General features: G+C 31.8%; 22 protein-coding genes. 7 read left to right on the top strand and 15 right to left on the bottom strand.

Translation table 11 applies throughout. The annotated features are described in order from the left end of the window. The first annotated feature begins 71 nt into the window (after window positions 1-71). A complete protein-coding gene (locus ACXVYO_RS12940) occupies window positions 72-278 on the top strand; it encodes a hypothetical protein (RefSeq protein WP_375811287.1) in 207 nt (68 codons plus the stop codon). A gap of 53 nt (window positions 279-331) precedes the next feature. On the opposite strand, the gene ACXVYO_RS12935 is transcribed toward ACXVYO_RS12940, so the two are convergent. The 4 genes from ACXVYO_RS12935 to ACXVYO_RS12920 form a co-directional block, all read right to left on the bottom strand. Then, the gene (locus tag ACXVYO_RS12935) at window positions 332-712 is read right to left on the bottom strand and encodes a nucleotide excision repair endonuclease (RefSeq protein WP_001048941.1); all 381 of its coding nucleotides are present in this window, start codon (window positions 710-712) and stop codon (window positions 332-334) included. Window positions 713-789: 77 nt separating this feature from the next. After that, window positions 790-1,353 (bottom strand): GNAT family N-acetyltransferase, encoded by a 564-nt coding sequence (locus ACXVYO_RS12930; RefSeq protein WP_458467333.1) that lies wholly within the window; start codon window positions 1,351-1,353, stop codon window positions 790-792. Between the two features lie 39 nt (window positions 1,354-1,392). Beyond that, window positions 1,393-1,965 (bottom strand): hypothetical protein, encoded by a 573-nt coding sequence (locus ACXVYO_RS12925; RefSeq protein ID WP_458467332.1) that lies wholly within the window; start codon window positions 1,963-1,965, stop codon window positions 1,393-1,395. Between the two features lie 141 nt (window positions 1,966-2,106). Next, on the bottom strand, window positions 2,107-3,537 hold the full coding sequence (locus ACXVYO_RS12920; RefSeq protein ID WP_458467331.1) for a PQQ-dependent sugar dehydrogenase: 1,431 nt from the start codon (window positions 3,535-3,537) through the stop codon (window positions 2,107-2,109). Window positions 3,538-3,740: 203 nt separating this feature from the next. On the opposite strand from ACXVYO_RS12920, the gene ACXVYO_RS12915 reads away from it, so the two are divergent. Together ACXVYO_RS12915 and ACXVYO_RS12910 are read left to right on the top strand one after the other, a co-directional pair. Continuing rightward, window positions 3,741-3,998, top strand: coding sequence for a hypothetical protein (locus tag ACXVYO_RS12915; protein WP_458467330.1), 258 nt, complete (start codon window positions 3,741-3,743; stop codon window positions 3,996-3,998). A gap of 46 nt (window positions 3,999-4,044) precedes the next feature. Then, complete coding sequence (locus ACXVYO_RS12910) at window positions 4,045-4,494, top strand: NUDIX hydrolase (RefSeq protein ID WP_458467329.1); 450 nt, start codon at window positions 4,045-4,047, stop codon at window positions 4,492-4,494. A 440-nt stretch (window positions 4,495-4,934) separates the two neighbouring features. On the opposite strand, the gene ACXVYO_RS12905 is transcribed toward ACXVYO_RS12910, so the two are convergent. The 8 genes from ACXVYO_RS12905 to ACXVYO_RS12870 all read right to left on the bottom strand — a co-directional run bounded on the left by ACXVYO_RS12905 (window position 4,935) and on the right by ACXVYO_RS12870 (window position 11,238). After that, on the bottom strand, window positions 4,935-5,123 hold the full coding sequence (locus ACXVYO_RS12905) for a hypothetical protein (RefSeq protein ID WP_458467328.1): 189 nt from the start codon (window positions 5,121-5,123) through the stop codon (window positions 4,935-4,937). A gap of 173 nt (window positions 5,124-5,296) precedes the next feature. Next, window positions 5,297-5,965 carry a DNA alkylation repair protein gene (locus ACXVYO_RS12900; protein ID WP_458467327.1) on the bottom strand — a complete coding sequence of 223 codons (669 nt, stop codon included), beginning with the start codon at window positions 5,963-5,965 and terminating at the stop codon, window positions 5,297-5,299. A gap of 427 nt (window positions 5,966-6,392) precedes the next feature. Beyond that, a complete protein-coding gene (locus ACXVYO_RS12895) occupies window positions 6,393-7,508 on the bottom strand; it encodes an NAD(P)/FAD-dependent oxidoreductase (protein ID WP_458467326.1) in 1,116 nt (371 codons plus the stop codon). Window positions 7,509-7,634: 126 nt separating this feature from the next. Beyond that, entirely contained in the window at window positions 7,635-8,288 is a 654-nt protein-coding gene (locus ACXVYO_RS12890; RefSeq protein WP_458467325.1) for a YdeI/OmpD-associated family protein, read from the bottom strand. Between the two features lie 157 nt (window positions 8,289-8,445). Then, window positions 8,446-9,213 carry an arylamine N-acetyltransferase family protein gene (locus ACXVYO_RS12885; protein WP_458467324.1) on the bottom strand — a complete coding sequence of 256 codons (768 nt, stop codon included), beginning with the start codon at window positions 9,211-9,213 and terminating at the stop codon, window positions 8,446-8,448. A 180-nt stretch (window positions 9,214-9,393) separates the two neighbouring features. Continuing rightward, window positions 9,394-9,897 carry a MepB family protein gene (locus tag ACXVYO_RS12880; protein WP_458467323.1) on the bottom strand — a complete coding sequence of 168 codons (504 nt, stop codon included), beginning with the start codon at window positions 9,895-9,897 and terminating at the stop codon, window positions 9,394-9,396. A gap of 105 nt (window positions 9,898-10,002) precedes the next feature. Continuing rightward, complete coding sequence (locus tag ACXVYO_RS12875) at window positions 10,003-10,374, bottom strand: DUF4180 domain-containing protein (protein ID WP_458467322.1); 372 nt, start codon at window positions 10,372-10,374, stop codon at window positions 10,003-10,005. A 171-nt stretch (window positions 10,375-10,545) separates the two neighbouring features. Next, window positions 10,546-11,238: an HAD family hydrolase gene (locus tag ACXVYO_RS12870; RefSeq protein ID WP_458467321.1), complete on the bottom strand. Its 693-nt coding sequence runs from the start codon at window positions 11,236-11,238 to the stop codon at window positions 10,546-10,548. Between the two features lie 450 nt (window positions 11,239-11,688). On the opposite strand from ACXVYO_RS12870, the gene ACXVYO_RS12865 reads away from it, so the two are divergent. The 4 genes from ACXVYO_RS12865 to ACXVYO_RS12850 all read left to right on the top strand — a co-directional run bounded on the left by ACXVYO_RS12865 (window position 11,689) and on the right by ACXVYO_RS12850 (window position 15,737). Next, window positions 11,689-12,354 (top strand): response regulator transcription factor, encoded by a 666-nt coding sequence (locus tag ACXVYO_RS12865; protein ID WP_458467320.1) that lies wholly within the window; start codon window positions 11,689-11,691, stop codon window positions 12,352-12,354. Then, window positions 12,347-13,819 (top strand): ATP-binding protein, encoded by a 1,473-nt coding sequence (locus tag ACXVYO_RS12860; protein WP_458467319.1) that lies wholly within the window; start codon window positions 12,347-12,349, stop codon window positions 13,817-13,819. The genes ACXVYO_RS12865 and ACXVYO_RS12860 overlap by 8 nt, the downstream gene beginning before the upstream one ends. A 473-nt stretch (window positions 13,820-14,292) precedes the next feature. Beyond that, on the top strand, window positions 14,293-15,225 hold the full coding sequence (gene bla, locus ACXVYO_RS12855; protein WP_458467318.1) for a class A beta-lactamase: 933 nt from the start codon (window positions 14,293-14,295) through the stop codon (window positions 15,223-15,225). 329 nt (window positions 15,226-15,554) lie between these two features. Next, window positions 15,555-15,737, top strand: coding sequence for a hypothetical protein (locus tag ACXVYO_RS12850; protein ID WP_002172101.1), 183 nt, complete (start codon window positions 15,555-15,557; stop codon window positions 15,735-15,737). Window positions 15,738-16,031: 294 nt separating this feature from the next. On the opposite strand, the gene ACXVYO_RS12845 is transcribed toward ACXVYO_RS12850, so the two are convergent. The 3 genes from ACXVYO_RS12845 to ACXVYO_RS12835 all read right to left on the bottom strand — a co-directional run bounded on the left by ACXVYO_RS12845 (window position 16,032) and on the right by ACXVYO_RS12835 (window position 19,193). Beyond that, window positions 16,032-16,709, bottom strand: coding sequence for an ABC transporter ATP-binding protein (locus ACXVYO_RS12845; protein WP_073515243.1), 678 nt, complete (start codon window positions 16,707-16,709; stop codon window positions 16,032-16,034). A gap of 11 nt (window positions 16,710-16,720) precedes the next feature. Next, window positions 16,721-18,148 (bottom strand): ABC transporter permease, encoded by a 1,428-nt coding sequence (locus ACXVYO_RS12840; RefSeq protein ID WP_458467317.1) that lies wholly within the window; start codon window positions 18,146-18,148, stop codon window positions 16,721-16,723. A gap of 445 nt (window positions 18,149-18,593) precedes the next feature. Then, window positions 18,594-19,193, bottom strand: coding sequence for an undecaprenyl-diphosphatase (locus tag ACXVYO_RS12835; protein ID WP_458467316.1), 600 nt, complete (start codon window positions 19,191-19,193; stop codon window positions 18,594-18,596). Window positions 19,194-19,377: the final 184 nt, after the last annotated feature.

The following is a 19,377-nucleotide window of genomic DNA, read 5'->3' as shown; positions in this document are numbered from 1 at the left end:
AAACTATATTTCTCTATGAATTTACTTTCATTTTGTGGATATATATGTAAAAAGGGGTCGGGAGGGTTACTATGTGGCAACATACGAAATTAGGAAATATATTACTGTGGTTAGGACCTATTCTTGTGTTTGTTGGGTTATGTATGACAAATGTTATTTCTGATATTCCTTTCTTTGAGGGGAAACATAAAACGATTGGAATTGTACTTATTTGTATAGGTGTGTGCTGCTTTATTGTTGCGAATCATTTGAAAAAAGGAGAAAAATATGAGGACTAAATTTAAATAAAAAAACAATCCCAGTATATGTGCTAGGATTGTTTTTTTATTACTTATTTATAGAACACTTTATCAACGTTATATTTTGCTTTATATTCATTAATAATGTATGTTTCGTAAATTTCTCTTTCTGTTGGATCTTCTACGATACATGCATCAATGCGGTATACTTCATCACGGTGATTTTTAATTGGTGAAACATTGTCTTCAAAATGCTTCTTAATACGTTGTCTAATTTTACGAGCTTTACCTACGAAAAGAAGTTCGTCATTAATATTGTAAAACATAAAAATGCCGCCTTTATCTCTAGGGAACAAGTGGAAATCGATAAAACCATTAATTGGAGTAATGATTGGCTCGTCTCCTTTAATAACTTGTTTACGTTCAGTAATTGAAACATCAGCTTCAGGAATATTAATTTTAATCAAGTTCATTCACGTCCTCTTTTATTATAAAGATAAATAATAGCATACATATGTAAGAAAATCTACGTTCATAGGCATATTTCATTTTATAATTCAAATATTATAGGTGTATCATGTAAACTTTTCTTCCAAATGAAATGATCACTTGATTCTCCCCAATAATCCTTCAGTACATAACTAGGCTCTCCAAACTTCTTCGTCCATATACTTTGCGCTTTTTTGTATCCACTATCTAAACAGTATTCTGTTATTCCTCTGCTAAGTAATGTAATATACATTGCATTTAGTAACACATTACCTATGCCATTTCGTTGATATTCAGGTAGTACAAATACTGTTCCTATTTCATATAAATCTTTAAGAACACCACCTGTACAACTATGAATCAATGTACTCGCTGGACCGATTTCAATTGTTCCAATGATTTTATCGTTACTTGTATCAATCGCTAATAAAAAGTAACGACTTTCTCCATTACTCTCCAAATCATTTTTCAAATACTGCTTTTTCGTATGTATTTCATTTTCTATGTCATCCAATAATTGTGATAACCCTTCATTTTTAAATGTATGAGTAATAACAAGACGAAAAAGCAAATTAAGTTCATCTAAATCATCCGAATTTGGCCTTCTTATTTTAACGTTATACACGACTTAAATCTCCAATCTTTGAAAATATATAAGAAATTGTTAAGACCATACTTTATATACTCTATTCAACATTATTCTACAAAGGCCTGCATAGATCCAACAATATAGAAAGCTCAGTATAAATATCGATAATATAATTTTGGTATCCATAGTTGTATGAACAGTAGGACCTAATACAGGAAATCGAAAGACATCAAGAACAACCATAATTCCTATAAGTAAACATATCGCCGAAAAGGAAACAACAAAAATCCTTCTCTTGAATTGTATAAAAGATATTCCTAATGCTATACCTAATAAACCTGTAGTAAAAGGAAAGACAATTAATTCACTTGGCTCAATAATAAATATTAGGAAAATAGTTAGAATATAAGAAAACATTCCCTCGCGAATAGAATAACAAATAGCTAGAAAAATCGGTAGCGTAGCAAAAGGACTAATAAATAAGCCAATACCAGGGATTAAGTTCCCCGCCGATTGAAAAATAGCAGCAAGTGAACCGAGTAACGCTGTAATGACTAACCTCTTTGCTGCCGTCATCTTTCTTTTGTGGACAAAATTGGTATCATGCGCGATCATCGGTTGATACCAATAGTTTCTAAAGTGATTCATCAAAATCCCCCTAAAGACATCTAATTTATCACTTTCTCTTCTTATTCATGCACTTATTGATTATTTGTTACCTTCTTCAAGGAATCGATCATTATACAATGGATAATTGTATTAAGAATGAATCTGAGAGTTTATATCGTATTAAGGAACAACTTCAAAAATAGTACCTTTGTTAAAATCAGTTACTTTCATAGAACCATAAACTCCTAAATATAATCTAGTTTGATCTAAGTTTGTTCCTAAACTCATAAAATAAGCTGCTTGCTCACCAAAATCATAATTAGTTCCAATAACTTGAAAATCGTTATGTGTCCCGTCTATACCAGCTCTAGAATAAGCTAACGCACCCTTTACTGGAGACTGAGATTTTTCTTTCTTAGCAAGATCAGTAAACACGATACTCCCCGTTAAACTAGGTATTGCGGTTCCCATATATGGCTGGACTCCTGTAAGTGAAGTTCCTCCAAATTTATCGGGTCTGGAATCTTTATGAAAATAACTGATTAGAGGCTGGATACGTTTTGCGGATGTTTCTATTGTTTCATTATAATAAGCCATTATTCTCTCATCTAAAGTAGGATTCTCAGAACAGTGCTTTATAAAAGAAGTAGGTAATTCTCCTTCCCATCCTCTCCACCCAAAATTAATAAATCCATATTGATCATGTGTATCTCTCATTAAATGGGTTTGAACGATTTCGGTAACTGGTATTGGTTTATATTGAACAAAAGAAAAAATAGACTCTACAATATCCTGGCCCACATTTCCGGCATATTTAATATATTGATTATAAAACCTTTGAAATGAAATACCTGTTATATTACGAACCCCTTTTGCAATTACCGTAAGTGTTTCTTGTATAGATAAAGGAAGTTCATTAAAGCGTGTAACTACTGGAGGATTGGTTATGAATGTATCTCTACTTACATCGATTTCAACTATTTTACCCGCTACTTCTAAATCATCCTGGCTTAAATTAAATGGATCATATCCTGAACCGCCATCTCCATTTGTAAAAACAAGTTTTCCTGTTTCTGGTGAAAAGTTTAAACTATTTACGCCGTTATGATTAAAAAATGGCCTTCTTATATTAAGTAAAGTTCTTCTTTTTTGAGGTTTACCATTTGATTGTAAAATCCATTCTTCAATTGTATCAATATGATCATATTGAGTATCTCTATTTGTCCACTTTAAGTTTAAAGTTTTCTCGTCACAAGGATTCGGTTTAAATTGTTCTGAAAGTGCTCCTGGTCCTTGAGTCCCGGCTACTGAATGATGAAGATAAAATAAGCCATTATGATTAAATTGTGGATGAAACGCTAGTCCTAGCAATCCGCGTTCATCATAACCGCTACTAGAAACACCTTCTTCAAATGTACCTAATTTAATAATTCGGTGACGAATATTTAAAAATGTCTTTATAGCTCCGTCTCCTATGTAAAAAACCTCTCCTAATTGAGTTGCGATAAATAACCTTTCGGTCGATTCACCTGGAAGTATAGCTGTTTTTATTACAGTTGGTAAATTTAAGTTATGAACGATGGGCCGTAAACGAACCTTAACGTTTGTCAATTCACTGTACACCCCTTTTCATTCTTTTTAATAGAAGAATATGATTAGAGTAGTTCAATTAGTATTAAAACTATAGACCTGAAAGCGTAATATCCCTGTTCGTACTAGTCTGTTTTCTATTTAGCATCAATTAACTTACATTCCTTTTTATTGAATTTTTTTGATATAATGTAAGTATAAAATGTAAATTAGGGGGACAATCCATGGCAATCTTACTACAAATCATCGTACCACTTATATGTGCAATATACTTATTTACCCTCTATCGTAATGGAACGTATGGATCAGCTGCATTTCTTTTGGCGGTCATTATAGGGATTTTCGGTTTAGAGAATATCTTTCAATATGCTAGTTTAACAAATCATACTGTTTATCCATATTGGGGAAGTTTGAAGGCTGTAATCTTTATTTTATCAGTAGTGTTTTTATTCAAAAGAACACCCACTCCATATAATATTTAACAATTATTCATATTTATTTAAAGCTTTTTTCGGGAGGGGTTATATAATGAGAGCACCCTATCAAGTATTGATATTTCCTTATATAATAACTGGAAATTCTATTCAATACGCTATTTTTAATCGAAGCGATTATGGTTATTGGCAAGGAATAGCTGGTGGTGGAGAAGATGGTGAGTCTCCTATTGAATCAGCAAAACGGGAAGCTTTTGAAGAGGCTGGTATTTTAAGAGAATTTCCCTATATAAAATTAGATTCTGTGTCTTCACTACCAGTAGAGGATGTAGTTGGAGGATTTCTTTGGGGAGAAGATATTTATGTAATAAAAGAATTTTCTTTTGGGGTTAAAGTTCCTACAAAAAATATTTCATTATCCAAAGAACACTCCAATTATAAATGGTTATGCTTTGAGGAAGCAGTAATGCTGTTGAAATGGGATAGTAACAAAACAGCGTTGTGGGAATTAAACAAGAGGCTATTAAAACAATTACAGTATTAGCTAACAGAGCCGTTAGTGAAATAAGAATTAAACAACTTCAAAAACTTTGCTACGCTTCATAAGCAGCAAGGTTTTTAATTTTTCTAATTTCCAATTAGGTGTAAGTATAGAAAAAAATATGAGACATACTAAATAACTAACTATAAATTTTTTCATTTTCATCCCCTCTGTAATTTAATATGCTATCTACATTGTATGACAGTTACCCTTACTCTAATATGCATAAAAATCACCTTACCAGTATTTTGCGAAGGCTATATTCTAAGACGTTTTTCAAATCAAAAACCCTTGATTTTCTACTCAACGTAGATAAATCAAGGGTTTTATTTATATTCTTTTAATTTCGCTATTTTCATATAGAATATTGTTATCTGATCAGACTATAAAGAGACTGATATAGTCTGTTGTATAAAATTTAGTTATTTCACAGTTTCTTTGTATTATGAAACAAACTCACATTGCAAGGTATTTCGTTTTACTATGATATATTTACCTGTTGATTTATTCATTACTTGAGACACTTCCTTGGTATGTGTTACCTCAAACCAATCATTTTGTATATCCACTAATAATTTTATTTCCACATCACTTTTCCCATATTTCAAACCACTATAAGATACTTTCGTCATTGTGATCGTTCCTTTCTTAATGATTAATATGTGTCATTTAATCTCTTTTTATATTACTTATTTCTATAAAATACATTATTGAGATGCATAGTATTAAAAAATAATACAATTATTGAGGCACTAAATGACTTTATTTTTTTGCATTAAACCCTAATAAATTATTCAAAGGTAATTTAATCATTATGTCGTTTGTTAACTTCAATCGTAATGAACTCTGGCAAATAGCTAGGAGTACATCCTTTTGCTACTATTACATCTTTGTAAAGACCTGTTTTCTCACCAAGTTTAATACAACGCGCACGATTTTTTTCATCATAAACGCCTATCCAGCCTGCAGTGAAGTTCATAGCCCATTGAACTTCCGGTTCTTCCTGCGTAATATTAGCTTCTAATGCAGATAGCAAGTCTGCTGTGTTATTAGGCGGTGTTTGTCCAGTCCATCTCAAGCGCCCTTGATAATACCAGAAAGCTCGCCTTTGAAGAGCAGAAGGACTATTTTCCCATGACTCCATCAACGCAATTTTCTTCTTGTCTTTGGTAAGCTGATTAGCCATTAACCAATCCATTAAGTTATTTTGCTCATCAAAAGTGTGAGTTTGCATATCCTTATCAAGCTTATTTAGCACATCTTGTGAAAGAAGTTTTTTGTCCATAATTAAAATTGCTAATAGCCTGGGCAAAAACTCTTCGGTTGACCAAAGTTCCATAGCTAGTTTGTGATCTTTTTTTATGCCCTTCGCGATTTTTCGTAAGTCGCCTAGCTTAGTTTTACTATTGATCTGAGGTAGGATGTTTTCTGCTTTTGAAGAGCATTTTATTTCTGTATCTTTTTTTACATTCATTTTATACAACTCCTTTATTAAAGCATTGTTTCATTATAAGTCTTATTGCAAACGTTTTTTCATTTTTCGGGACAATCGTCTCCTTAATTTGATGGCGATGTATGGTGACCCCTAATAATTAAGAAAAAGCTGATTTTATATATGGAAATAAATATAAGTCTATGACCTATTTTTACACGTATCTCGGCTGTACCCCAATTATATTATCTCGCCCACTTTTTCATCTAAATATTTCAAAGACTCTTCCATTTTATCTTTTTTATATAAATTTCGCGATTAAAATCAATTGTCTTCAATTAATATAACCACCTTATCTGTAGTCAACGATGCATAATATTTTTATGGGAGTAATTAAAAATATAAGCTTGATGGGTATGTCATGCTACCCCAAATAAAAAAGATTAGGAGCGAATCCTAATCTTTTTTATTATTCAATTGCACCAGCAACGTCATAATCGTTTAAATCTAATTGAATTGGTTGTCCGAGTGCTAGTTTAGCTAATTCTGATCCTAAATATGGACCGGCAGTTAAACCAGAAGCACCTAATCCGTTTGCAACGAGAATGCCTTCAAAGTTAGGCAGTGGTCCGATAACAGGTAAGAACCCTGGAGTAAATGGTCTAAATCCAACTCTCGTTTCAAGCATAGTACTATCTTCTAAACCAGGCGCAACTGTTAATGCTTTATGGAATACTTCATGTAAACCACCTGCTGTTACACGGTGATCGAAACCAGTATCATTCTCATGTGTTGCACCAATTACGACGTGACCATTGTCAAATGTTAAAATGTATTGATCGTTTGGCGGCATAACAACTGGCATATTTTCTGTTGCTGTATTTTCAATTTGTAAATGAACAATTTGTCCTTTTTGGAATGTAACTAAGAAATTAATTCCTAATGGATTCAAGATTTCATTCGCCCATGCGCCTGCAGTTACAATTACCTTTTCTGCTACAATTGTTTCGTCGTTTACTGTAACTCCAGTAATACGATTCCCTTCGCGAACTAATACAGCATCTCCTTTTATAAAAGTAGCACCATGTTTTTTCGCAGCACTTATTAATGCGTTACGTAATAATCTTCCATTTACTCGTGCAGCGCCACTAATATGAACAGAACTGTATTTTTCTGATAATGCTGGGAATAATTTTTTCGTCTCTTCAGCTGATAAGCGAGTAATTTCTCCGATCTCTGGTGCATCTTCACGTCGTTTATAAGCTCGCCCTTCCATTTGATCTAGTTTTTTCTCGTCAGTATGTAAACTAATTGCACCTACACGGTTGTAACCTGTATCCGTTTCACCGTCGTCTTCTAATTGTTGGATTAACGAAGAATAGTAACGTGCACCGCCTTTAACGATTTTATACCACGCTTTATTACGACGCTGTGAAAGCCAAGGACATACAATACCTGCTGCTGCATCAGTTGCTTGACCTAATTGTTGGCGATCAACGATAGTAACATTTGCACCTGCTTTAGCAAGATGATAAGCAGTAGATGCTCCTAATATTCCAGCTCCAACTACAATATACGATTTCATTTCAAACACCTTTTTTCTTTTGCTAATTATTTAAATATAAGAACATACTTTAGTATACTGAAAGGAATTCTTTTTTCAATGTGCAAAGTGTAATTAATTGTTGCATCATTGTGACGTTCCTAACCATTATTTTTTCTTCTTACGGAATAATTCAATTGTTTTATAGCCTTGTGAAAGAATTTCAATCATTTTCTCCAGACGTTTATCACGTGTTTTTTCTTGTTTTACAGAAAATAAATTACGTGCCCAATCTTTTTGATATCCAGGTGTTAAACTTTGATAAAACTTAAGTTCGTTTGGATGATTAGCCAATAGTGCTTCAACATCTTTAATACGATCTGCATAATCGGCAACACATTGACTCATAGCAGGCGTTTTCTTCTCTTTTTTCTTTTCACGCTTTAAACCTACAACAGTAAAGACATCGTCCATACTTACCATTCGTGCAAATTTAATATCACTCTGTCCTACATACCCATCTTCCCCAACGTTTAATGCTGGAAACATTTCATCACGGTGAATAAACGTACTGTAACGAGAATTACCTTTTTTCGGATACGCGAAGAATATGTAGCCTTTTTCAATTAGTAATTCTTCATTACTAATAATATAATTCGTTTGTTTCACCATTTCATCAAGTGTTTCTACAAAAATAAAAATGACATCGTGTTCTTTTGAAAATGCAGTTTCTTTCCCTGTAAAAATGTCATAATCACTAGGTTCATTAATTACGACCATATTTGTATACTTATTAAGTTTCAATTTATCAATAATTGACATAAAAATCTTCCTTTACATTCAAAATTCATTGTTTATAATTTTTCATACTGTTCTAGTGTATTATATCTAATTAGAAAATCAAACTTTAATAGTAATTATAAATCAAAGTTAATAAAATAGCCGATTCTGCATAAGAACCGGCTAGCTATTCGTTTCATCACAACTCAATAGCAAATAAAGTATTTAATAGCTCTCTATATTGATTTTCTGTAATTACCTGTTTCGTTTTTTTCTCGTGTATCATTTCAGTTAAACTAGTATTCGTTAAAGAGACATAGCCAGAGTCCGACAATTTAACTGCAATTGGTCCCTTATTGAAAATAGATTTCTCATCTTCTATTACTCTTTTTTGAACATCATTCACTACTGCCTCATCAATGATACAATTATAAAATGCATGACAAACTTTCCACTCTCCGTTCGTATCTTTTCTTTCTAGAACGTAATTTCCTTTACTCGTATCTTTTCGTCCCACTCGATACGTACCGTTTTTAGAGGAGACAGACTCACCAGTAAAAGGTACAGGGACTAGAGGTACTAAGGAAGCAATACCTACATCCATTAAGTAACGTACGTTATCATGATTTAAAATAATTGTTATATGTCCATCCTCAAGTGCCCATGCGTTTATATCATTTTTATATACGGTACCAAGTGCAAGTTGTACATCATAACCACAATCTTGTAAAAAGTAGTAAAAAAGAGTATTTAATTCATAACAAAGTCCGCCGCGGGATGTATTTAAAATTTTATTCTGTAAATTCCCCATAGTAATTGTATTCGTATTACGTGCTATAACATCTAAATTCTCAAATGGTATAGTGTGTGCAAATGCAAAGAGAATTGTATTTAATTCTTCAAACTTCACTTCAGTACGGTTTGCAAGATTCAATCTTGTAAAGAGCTTATGTTGTAAACTTGTCATAGTCAGCACCCCTTAACATGTATAAGTTAAAATAATATATGTTGATTGTAAATTTGATGGGGTACTGTAACAATGTACATTTCATCTAACTGTACCGGTACAAAAAATATTCTACGAGAAAAATTAGTATCATACTCTGGCATTCGGCAACGAATTGACATTCAAAACTAAAACAAGAAGCTACGAATACAAATGTAATAGTTTGTCTATAGGTAAATTATTATGATCACTTAAATCAACAAAATATTGAAGTTGCCACGTTTGGCTCTTTTTCGCTTGATTGCTAACAGGGGTATCCCAAATTGGATAAACTCTCATAGCCATCTTCCCTTTTTGACTTTGCGTTTTTAATACTTTTTCTTTAAGAAGAATTTCTTTAGGGAAAATAAATTGTCCTAGTTTATTATCATCAATACAAGTAATAACTAATAAGTCAGGAGCAGCGTTATAAGAAAATGCTTGATTTTGCATATTGTCATCTTTCTCCCAAAAAGAAACAAATTGCCCAATTTTATTAGGCGTAATTTTTGATACTCTAAAACGGATAGTCTTGTTATTTAAGTTAAATAAACATCCTATATATTCTGCATTTTGCTTTTCTTCTTTTAGATTCGTAATCATTAAATTGTTAGGTTTGTAAACTAAATTGTTTACATTTCGGATTGTATCATTCAAATTGTTCAAGAAAACTCCCCCTTTAGTCATCTCTTAGTTTATCACAAACATCAGTTCTTATATGTTGTAAATAATAAGCGACGTGAAAAAGAAGGAGATTTTACTGGAGCATTATTAAAGCTTCGATGTACTTAGTTTTTCAATTGCTTGTTGTTCGGTTGCCAAGAAAAAAATGTCTTTTCCTTTATTACATTCATAAATAAAATCCTTTAAGCTTTTACTAGTATATATAGAGAAATCTCCAATGATAGCAATCTTTACACTGTAGTTTATAAACTTTTGAAGAATATCACCAGCAAAGCGTGTTTTTAAGTCAAAGAAACTTTCACTTATTAATGATTTGTCGATGATAATATGTTTCGCATCCACCTCATATTGTACTGTTGCCATAAGATCCAATGCAGTTTGAACATCGGAAATTAATACCTTATCGTTTTTTATGACCGCTATATTTATTCCATCGATAACTAATTTCTTTATTTCCATAGTCCCACCCCTTTTATACTTACAAAGTATGAGTAAATTTGTATTGCAGCTCTTCATAGTCATCATAGTTCAAATTAGATACAGTGAATAAAGTAGCCTCTTTTTGTTTCAAATATAGATTATTTATATTACTAATACGGTCAATGAAATTATTAAATATCGAAATTGGTTTTACTTGTTATAAAAATATTGTGGTGAAACATAACTTAACAAACTATCCAAAGTATGAATCTCGGCATATGGTTGTATTTCGGTAGTGTTCTTGATTATCTGAGGGTTAAACCATATTCCTTTTATATTTGCATTTTGACAACCAGCAATATCCTTTTCTAAGTCATCCCCAACAAATAAAGTATTTTGCGGCTGTGCATTTAGCTTATTTAATGCTAGTTCGAATATACGGTTATCAGGTTTACTTAATCCCACTTCTTCAGAAATAATGAATGTATCAAAGTAATTGTTTAAATTCGTATTAATTATTTTAGCCTTTTGCCTTTGAGTTGAGCCATTTGTAATAATTCCAACTTTAAAGTGCCTCTTTATATGATTTAAGAAATGAATAGTAGTTTGGTCAATTGAAAAACATTTAGGGAAATTTTCATTCCAAAAATCTTGGATATAATTGTGTGGTAATCTATATTTCGGCGCAAATTCATCAAATAATGATTCTAAAACTATCGTTTTATCACTATTGCCGTATTTTCCTTTATCGTATTCTTTGAATTTCAGTAACATATTGTTTTTGACCGTATCACTAACATCCTCATAACATTTTTCTAAAACTAATAAAAACAATTTATCTACTGCCTTATCCCTATCAAGTAACGTATCATCTAAATCAAACAGCATCGCTTTATAACTCATTAAATAATTTCACAACCTTTCTCACATAATTTAAATAATCCTTAGTTCGCACCTTAGGCCTTTACTAAATTAGCAAAAAAACTCCAAAGTTTGTGGTGTACGCTCTAGAATTTCGCTAGCTTCTTTTATATTTAAATTCATCTCACTTTCTCCCTTCTATTAAAGTTCCGAAAGTGTATTTTCAAAAAGTTTAAAAAACTACATACATTTTACATTATTATACATTAGTTTTTCGTAAATATTAATCGTTCAGTTTTTTTATATGATAAGTTTTTTTATGCAAACAAATATTTCTCCATAAAAAGGGAATATGGGTAATAATACTTTTTTACGGAGAATACACAATCTTGAAAAATAGAGTTAATATGTTAAACATCTTATGAAGTTTCCTACTGTATCTCCACATAAACTACAGATAGTACGGCTATAATGACTACCAGAGGTGATATTATGAAAAACTATCATATCCTCGTGGTTGAGGACGATCAAGAAATTCAGGAATTAATTAAACAATTTTTAATGACACAACAGTATACAGTGGTAGTTGCTTCAGATGGACTAGAGGGCATGACACAATTTAATAAGCAATCCTTTGATTTAGTTCTTCTAGATGTAATGATGCCCAATCTTAATGGATTTGAAGTTGCTAAAATGATTCGAAGTCAGTCAAACATACCAATTATTATGCTAACTGCGTTAGAAGAAGAGGAAGATCAAATGAAAGGGTTCGATCTTGGGATTGATGATTATATAACAAAACCCTTTTCGTTTCATGTTTTGATTAGACGAGTCGAAGCTGTACTTAGAAGAAGTTATGATAAAAATGTAAATAATCATTTGGTATTTAAAGAAGTGTGCATTGATATTGATGCATATCGAGTATATGTAAATGATGTTGAAATTTTGCTAACGACAAAAGAGTTCGAAATTCTACAACTACTATTTCAAAATGAGAGAAAAGTACTTACAAGAGAAAATATCGTAGAAAAGGTTTGGGGATACGATTATTTTGGAGAAACACGAATAATAGATACACATATTAAAAACCTACGTAAAAAACTAGCTATCCCCTATATTAAAACAATAAAGGGTATTGGTTATAAAATTGATGAATAAAATTTTAAAAGTCATGAAGATGAAGCAAATTACTTATAAACTCTTTATGACTACATCTCTCATTTTGTTATCCTTTGCAGTGTTGATTTATTTAACTTTATATTTCTTTCTCCCTACGTTTTATGAGCAATACAAAACAGATCAACTTCAAACAGGGATAAAAAAAATAATTGATAAATCCAAAGATCTTACGTTTCAAGATGCGATACCACTTTTTGATGAATACGCAAAAAAAAATAACGCGATGCTTTCGCTTCAAAATAAAGAAGGAATAATTATTTACTCGCCTTCATTTTCTTTTATTCAAAGTGGTACACAAACAACAGTAGTTACTAAAGCAGCACGATTTGAGAATGCAGGTACCATTAGCAATTCATATAATGTTGCGGAACCAATTCAATTCCAAGATGGTAGTTTAACGCTTGTAGTGTTCGCAACATTCCAACCGATTGATGAAGCTTCGCAAGTATTAGCGCGCTTTCTCCCCTATATTAGTATCATTGTGATCGTAATTGGTATAGGGAGTGCTTATTTCTATTCCAGGTTTATTACAAAGCCACTTATTTATATTAATGAGGGTGCACAAAAGATGGCAAATTTAGATTTCTCCGAAAAAATTGAGGTTCGCTCCACAGATGAGTTAGGAGAATTATCTAATAGTTTGAATGACATGTCTATTAACTTACAACAAGCTATGTTTGATTTAAAAAAAGCAAATGAACAATTAAAAAATGATATTGAAAAAGAAAGAGAAATAGAAACAAAACGCAGAGAGTTTTTTGCGATTGTAGCACATGAATTAAAGTCCCCTCTTACTGTAATGAAAGGATACTTAGAAGGGATGATATACAATATTGGCCCTTATCAAAATCGTGATCAATATTTAAAGAAAAATCATCAAATTATTGAAAGTATGGAACAATTAGTTCGTGAAATTTTAAGTATGTCAAAGTTAGAACAACACACTTTTAAACAAAAAATAGAAGAAGTTAATCTTTCAAAGTTAATAGGTACAATCACAAAAGATCTCGAATTTTTCGCTTCTCAAAAAAGCATCCAAATAATAAAAGAAATTGACTCTAACCTTTCTATTTATACAGATCGTGTACTTTTTGAAAAAGCATGTAAAAATATTATCCATAATGCAGTTATGTATTCACCACATAATGAAAAAGTCTATATAAAGTTAAGTAAGGATTCTAAACAAGATCAAATTAAAATGCAAATTATAAATACAGGTATCAATATTAAAGATGAAGATATACAACAAATTTTCAAACCATTTTATCGAATTGAAAAATCAAGGAATCGAAATACTGGTGGAAGTGGTTTGGGGCTATATATTGTTAAACAAATTCTTGAAACGCTAAATATAAAGTATTCTATAAAAAATATGGAACATAGTGTGCAATTTTGCATGAACATTCCTATATATAAACAACAAACAAACAAACTCCCCTCTTAGTAGGACGAGTTTGTTTGTTTTTGTAGCAAGTATAATCTTATTAGGAATCAATAAGGGGGACTTTTCGTTTTTTAAGCTCTTTATTTCTACAATCCAACTTTAAAATGAAATCAGTAGTTGTTATTACTTATTCTATCCGAGACGAGATTGTTATATATGCGATATCCAATTGAAATTCCCGTTACAAGAAAAACTCGATCTAAATCCATATTAAATTAAGTAGAGTTCAAAAAAATGGAGTTTGCGATGCTTAAAAATAAAGTTAATAGATATGTTAAAAATCTTAATCAAAAATGGAACAAATGTGTCACTTAGACTGTCTATTACGTATAAAAAAGGTGTTTTTGGTAGTTCTCTCATTTTGTAATGCAAGAAAAACATGAGGAGTATTATCTGGTACATTTGTTAATTGTATCGGTATGTAAAAAATATCTAAACAAAATCCATATATTCTTGAAAGAGGTTGAAAATGTATGATAGTTTCAAAGAAGTTTTTTCACATTGCACATTATAAAAAGATGCTACCTGTAGTATTGTTTTCATGTGTAACGCTTATAGGCTGTTCCAATAGTAATATTCAATCCGAACCATCGAAACAAACCAAACAAGAAAATACAAGTAGGCATTCTTTTGTAAAGCTTGAAAAAGAATATGATGCTAAACTTGGTATTTATGCATTGGACACAGGTACGAATCAAACTGTTACTTATCGTTCAGATGAACGCTTTGCATACGCATCTACCCACAAAGCCCTTGCTGTTGGAGCACTGTTACAAAAGAAATCAATAGAGGATTTAGATCAAAAAATTAAGTATACTAGCCAAGATCTTGTTAATTACAATCCAATTACAGAAAAATATGTAGATACAGGTATGACTCTGAAGGAGCTTGCTGATGCTTCCATTCGATATAGTGATAATACTGCACAAAATCTTATTCTTAAGCAATTAGGTGGGCCAAGTGAATTCAAAAAATCACTGAGAGTAATAGGCGATACTGTTACAAATCCTGTACGTTTTGAACCAGAATTAAACGAAGTGCAGCCAGGAGACACTCGTGATACAAGTACCCCAAAGGCATTAGCTACTAGTCTCCAAACTTACGCGCTAGGAGATATCCTTTCAATGGAGAAACGAAATTTTTTAATAGATTTGATGAAAAGAAATACTACGGGGGACAATTTAATTCGTGCTGGAGTTCCAGAAGAATGGGAAGTAGCCGATAAGACTGGCTCTGGGTCTTATGGAACAAGGAATGATATCGCAATTATTTGGCCACCAAATAAAAAGCCAATTGTTCTTGCGGTACTTTCTAATCATGCTAATGAGGATGCGAAATACGATGATAAACTTATTGCAGATGTAACCAAAATAGTGTTAAACGCTTTAAAAATAACGAATAAATAATTACTCCTACTTTACGGTACTTATATTTTGAAAGACATATACGTGTCTATACACTAAGAAGTATTAGTGAGTTTATCCGAATTAATCAATATCGAATAATAAATATCTCTTGGTAAAGGTTTACTACATTTTAAATGAGCAAATACTTTAGTATATATAGCTTTTGAGTAATCAAATTTTCGTTTTTTTGAAATATAGTATACAGTATTGGAAAAGAGAACCATCCACTATATTTGTCGAATCACTTTTATTTCGCCTAATATTCGGTATTTAGTTTTCTCCACACTGATATATTATACATACAACTATTCTAGAAAGGTGATGATGTTATGTATGAACAACAAAATAATAGGGATAGAGATCAAAAAATGATGTTTTCTATGCAAGGAGTTCCCACAAATAAAGTTAACATGAATCAATTACCTAAATGGATTAGAATCTTCGGCTATTGTGCATTTGGCTGGATGATAGTATTTAGTTTAATTATGATAGTAGGTTTAATTCTTCAATAACTATGCAGATAAACAATTTAACGGGACATTATTTAGTTTTTACATCTAATTAATGTCCCGATTTTTATATGTAATTCCTCAATAATATAGGTAACTGATCATAACAAAAAGAACCTGTAGAATATCCTACAAGTTCTTTTTCAAATATTGTTAAAAAGGAAGCAAAAATCTATCTTCACATTCAATACAGGGAGACCATTTTGATTATGACTTGATTTTATTATATATCAAATATAAACTTTCGAAATGGATTTTTTTGAAAATTATGTGAATCGGAAAACTAAGATGTTTGTATTAGATTTGGTTTACGACCAACTTTTTCTTACTTAAATACACTGCACGATCGGATTTTTTTGCAACTTCCTGTGAATGCGTTACAACAATAATACATTTATTCTCTTTATGTGCAAGTTCTTGAAACAGTTCTATAATATCCATTGCCGTTTCTTCGTCGAGGTTTCCCGTCGGCTCATCTGCAATAAGTAAATCAACATTGCAAGATAATGCTCGAGCAATTGCTACACGTTGTTGTTGCCCGCCACTTAGTTGCAAGACGTTTCGTTTCGCTTCTACTTCTGTGAGTCCTACTTTCTCTAATAATTCTAATGCCCTTACCGTCTTATTTTTCACTTTGACACCTGTAATTTCCATCGCTGTTAGGACATTTTGAAGAGCAGTCATATAAGTAATCAAATTATAAGATTGGAAAATTACAGATACATTTTGATTACGATATCGATCCAAACCAATTTTTCGAATATCTTTGCCATTATACAGTACATAACCATTTTTAGGGATATCCAGCCCACAACCTAAGCTTAGAGTTGTAGTTTTACCAGATCCAGATGGTCCTAAAATCGTGTAGAAATGCCCTTTTTGAAAAGAAAAGTTAACATTGTCTAGTATCGCTACATTTTTCCCATTACTTTCATAATAATAATCCAAATTTTTAAATTGTAAAATCGTTTCCATGTTAAGCCTCCTTATTCATCTTTTAAAAGAATTTGTTTTGGGTTTAAACGTAGAATAGATAATGCCGGAAGAAGCGTTGCTATTATAGCAATAGCTAGTCCAATCCCTCCCATTTTCCCTACATCTTCTCCTGTTACACTTACATCAATTTTATCAATTGGATCTTCTTTTTGATTTTGTAACGTGCCACCAGGTCCAGACACCATTACAGTTCCATTTTGCGGAGTGTCTGTTTCTTCGCTTGCTATAGCGATTTCACTCGAAAGCAAATTATCCCCTATATATTGAGAAACTTTGGCTCCTGTTGTTATGGATAATCCAAATGCCAAAATAGCGATACATACTACTTCTACTACGAACTGCGCCATCAGTTTCCACTTTTTCTCTCCAATAGATAACAGAATCCCCATTTCCTTACGGCGGCCTTTAATTGATAGCATAATGATTAACCCTAATATAATCGCACCTGCAATCGATACAATATAAATAATCATTTGAGAAGTAGAAGAGATATTTTCGATAGGACCAATCATTTGTTTGTACAATGAATCATGTGCATCTAATTTTAAATAATTAAAATCAATATCAGATTTTTTTGCTTCTTTTTTAAATGCATCAATGTATTGTGGATCATTCAAGAAATACACGACTTGAACACTATTTATACCTTGATCTACTTCTAATTTTTTCATAGTTGAATGCGGCATATATAGTTTATTAGCTGGATCCATTATAGGAGGGGCCTGTTGACCCATTGCTTGTTCATTCGTTTCGTAAATACCGATAATTTCAATCTCGAGGGTTTGCTTCTTATCCCCTGATTGCACTTTTACTTTGTCTCCTACTTTCAAATTGTTTAATTCCGCTAATCGTTTTTCCATTAAAACTACATTCTGATCTTTCATCTGTTCTGTAATTGGTTTTCCATCAATGATTTTACTTTTTCCACTTTTAAAGCTTTCTTGTAATGCTGTCTTGCGAACTCCCTCAATCGTAAAGGATGCATTCATATCTATTTCTGTACCTGAGCTTGAACCGCCTCGTACAGCCGCCATTCCCACTTTACCTTGCCCTTCTTCTTCATCTGAAGCTCCTACTAGTTTTAGTCCATCAGAGATTCCGAAAGAGTTGCCTATATAATTATAGTCTTTTACATATTTTGACTTCGCTAATTGATCTGCTTCTTTCGTGTTAAGCTTTGGTGGATTAGGCATCTCTCCAGTTTCACGAGCTTGTTGACCTAATTTATCAAAATCAAGTCCTAAAGTAACATCTGCGCCCAGTTTTTTTCTTGCAGCATCCGCTGCTTTTTTTGATGCATTTTGGATTGTGAACCCTGAAAGAACCAAATTTGTAACAATTAGAAATACTGCCATCAAAATTAATGATGTTCCTATCCTTTTTTTCATACTGAGAATTGCGCGTTTCATAAAATTCATTTTCTCTTACCTCCTTGATAACTTGTATTCTATATATGTTATCTAGAGTCTATATGGAGCTAATCGGTAGTTTATCTAGAGATATAAGGAGTTTATGTGTAGTTATTCATTGGCCTGGTCAAGAAAACCGAAAAACAAATCCAAAAGCGTAATCGGTCTTGAATATTGGTAAGAAGTTTGTCCATTTAAGTGAATTATAGAAAAAGAGAGAGGTTAAGCTTAATTTAATGTATGTAATACAAAAAATATTTATTGTGTAATTTATATACAATAAATATAGAGAACCTATTTAAATATCTAAATAGGGATTGTTAAATGTTCTCTTATATCGGGTAGTAGCACATGCCCATCAACCTAATATTTTGCACTATCCATAAAACAAAAAAGACGTTATCCTTTCTGTAGAATTATAGGAAAGGATAACGTCTTTTTTATACTTCTATACTCAAAATCCCTTTGAATTGTTTTTGAATGGTAAAACATGTTTCTCTACTTTTTCATATATCGTAAGCAATTGATTAATAAAAGAAAATTTCGGTACTAACCAATAAGAAAACAATGCTGAAACACATCCTATTAAAGCCCCTATTGCAACATCAAAAGGATAATGAACCCCTACCCAAATACGAGAGATACCTACACAAAATGCAAGTATAAGCCATAACCAACCAGCTTTATTACGAACAAGCCAAAACGAAAAACATATCGAAAAAAAGAGAATCGCATGGTCACTAGGAAATGAATTATCTACAGTATGGTCGACAAGTTTATTCACATCAGGCAATACTGCAAACGGTTGATAATTTAGATGGAATTTCCCTGCTATTTTTCCAATCACCTCAGCAATTACAAAAGCAACCATAGCTTGAATAACCATCATCTTATTTTTTCTGGGCCTAGTAAACCAATAAGCTAAAACAATTAAAGCGAAAATATATACCATATATTCTGCCAAAAATATCATGGCTGAGTTTAGAAATGAATATTGTTTACCTAAATCATTAATTGCTCGGAAAATATCAATATTGAACTGTGAAAAAGACATTTTCAAATACCTCCTTTTTGTAAGTTGTTTTACTGATTTTCATATGTCTTCATTACATGAATAGTTTTGGTTATTGTACTCGTCTAAATATCAATCTCTTATGACATCGCTTTCTTCTTTTTCACTTTAATAAAAAAAGAAAAAGGAAAACATCGAACTTCCTTACAAATATTCGTGCATTCTT

The sequence above is a fragment of the Bacillus sp. BC08 genome, from assembly GCF_054326875.1.
The sequence above is the reverse complement of the archived record's forward strand: the minus strand, read 5'-3'. Positions and strand labels throughout refer to the sequence as shown.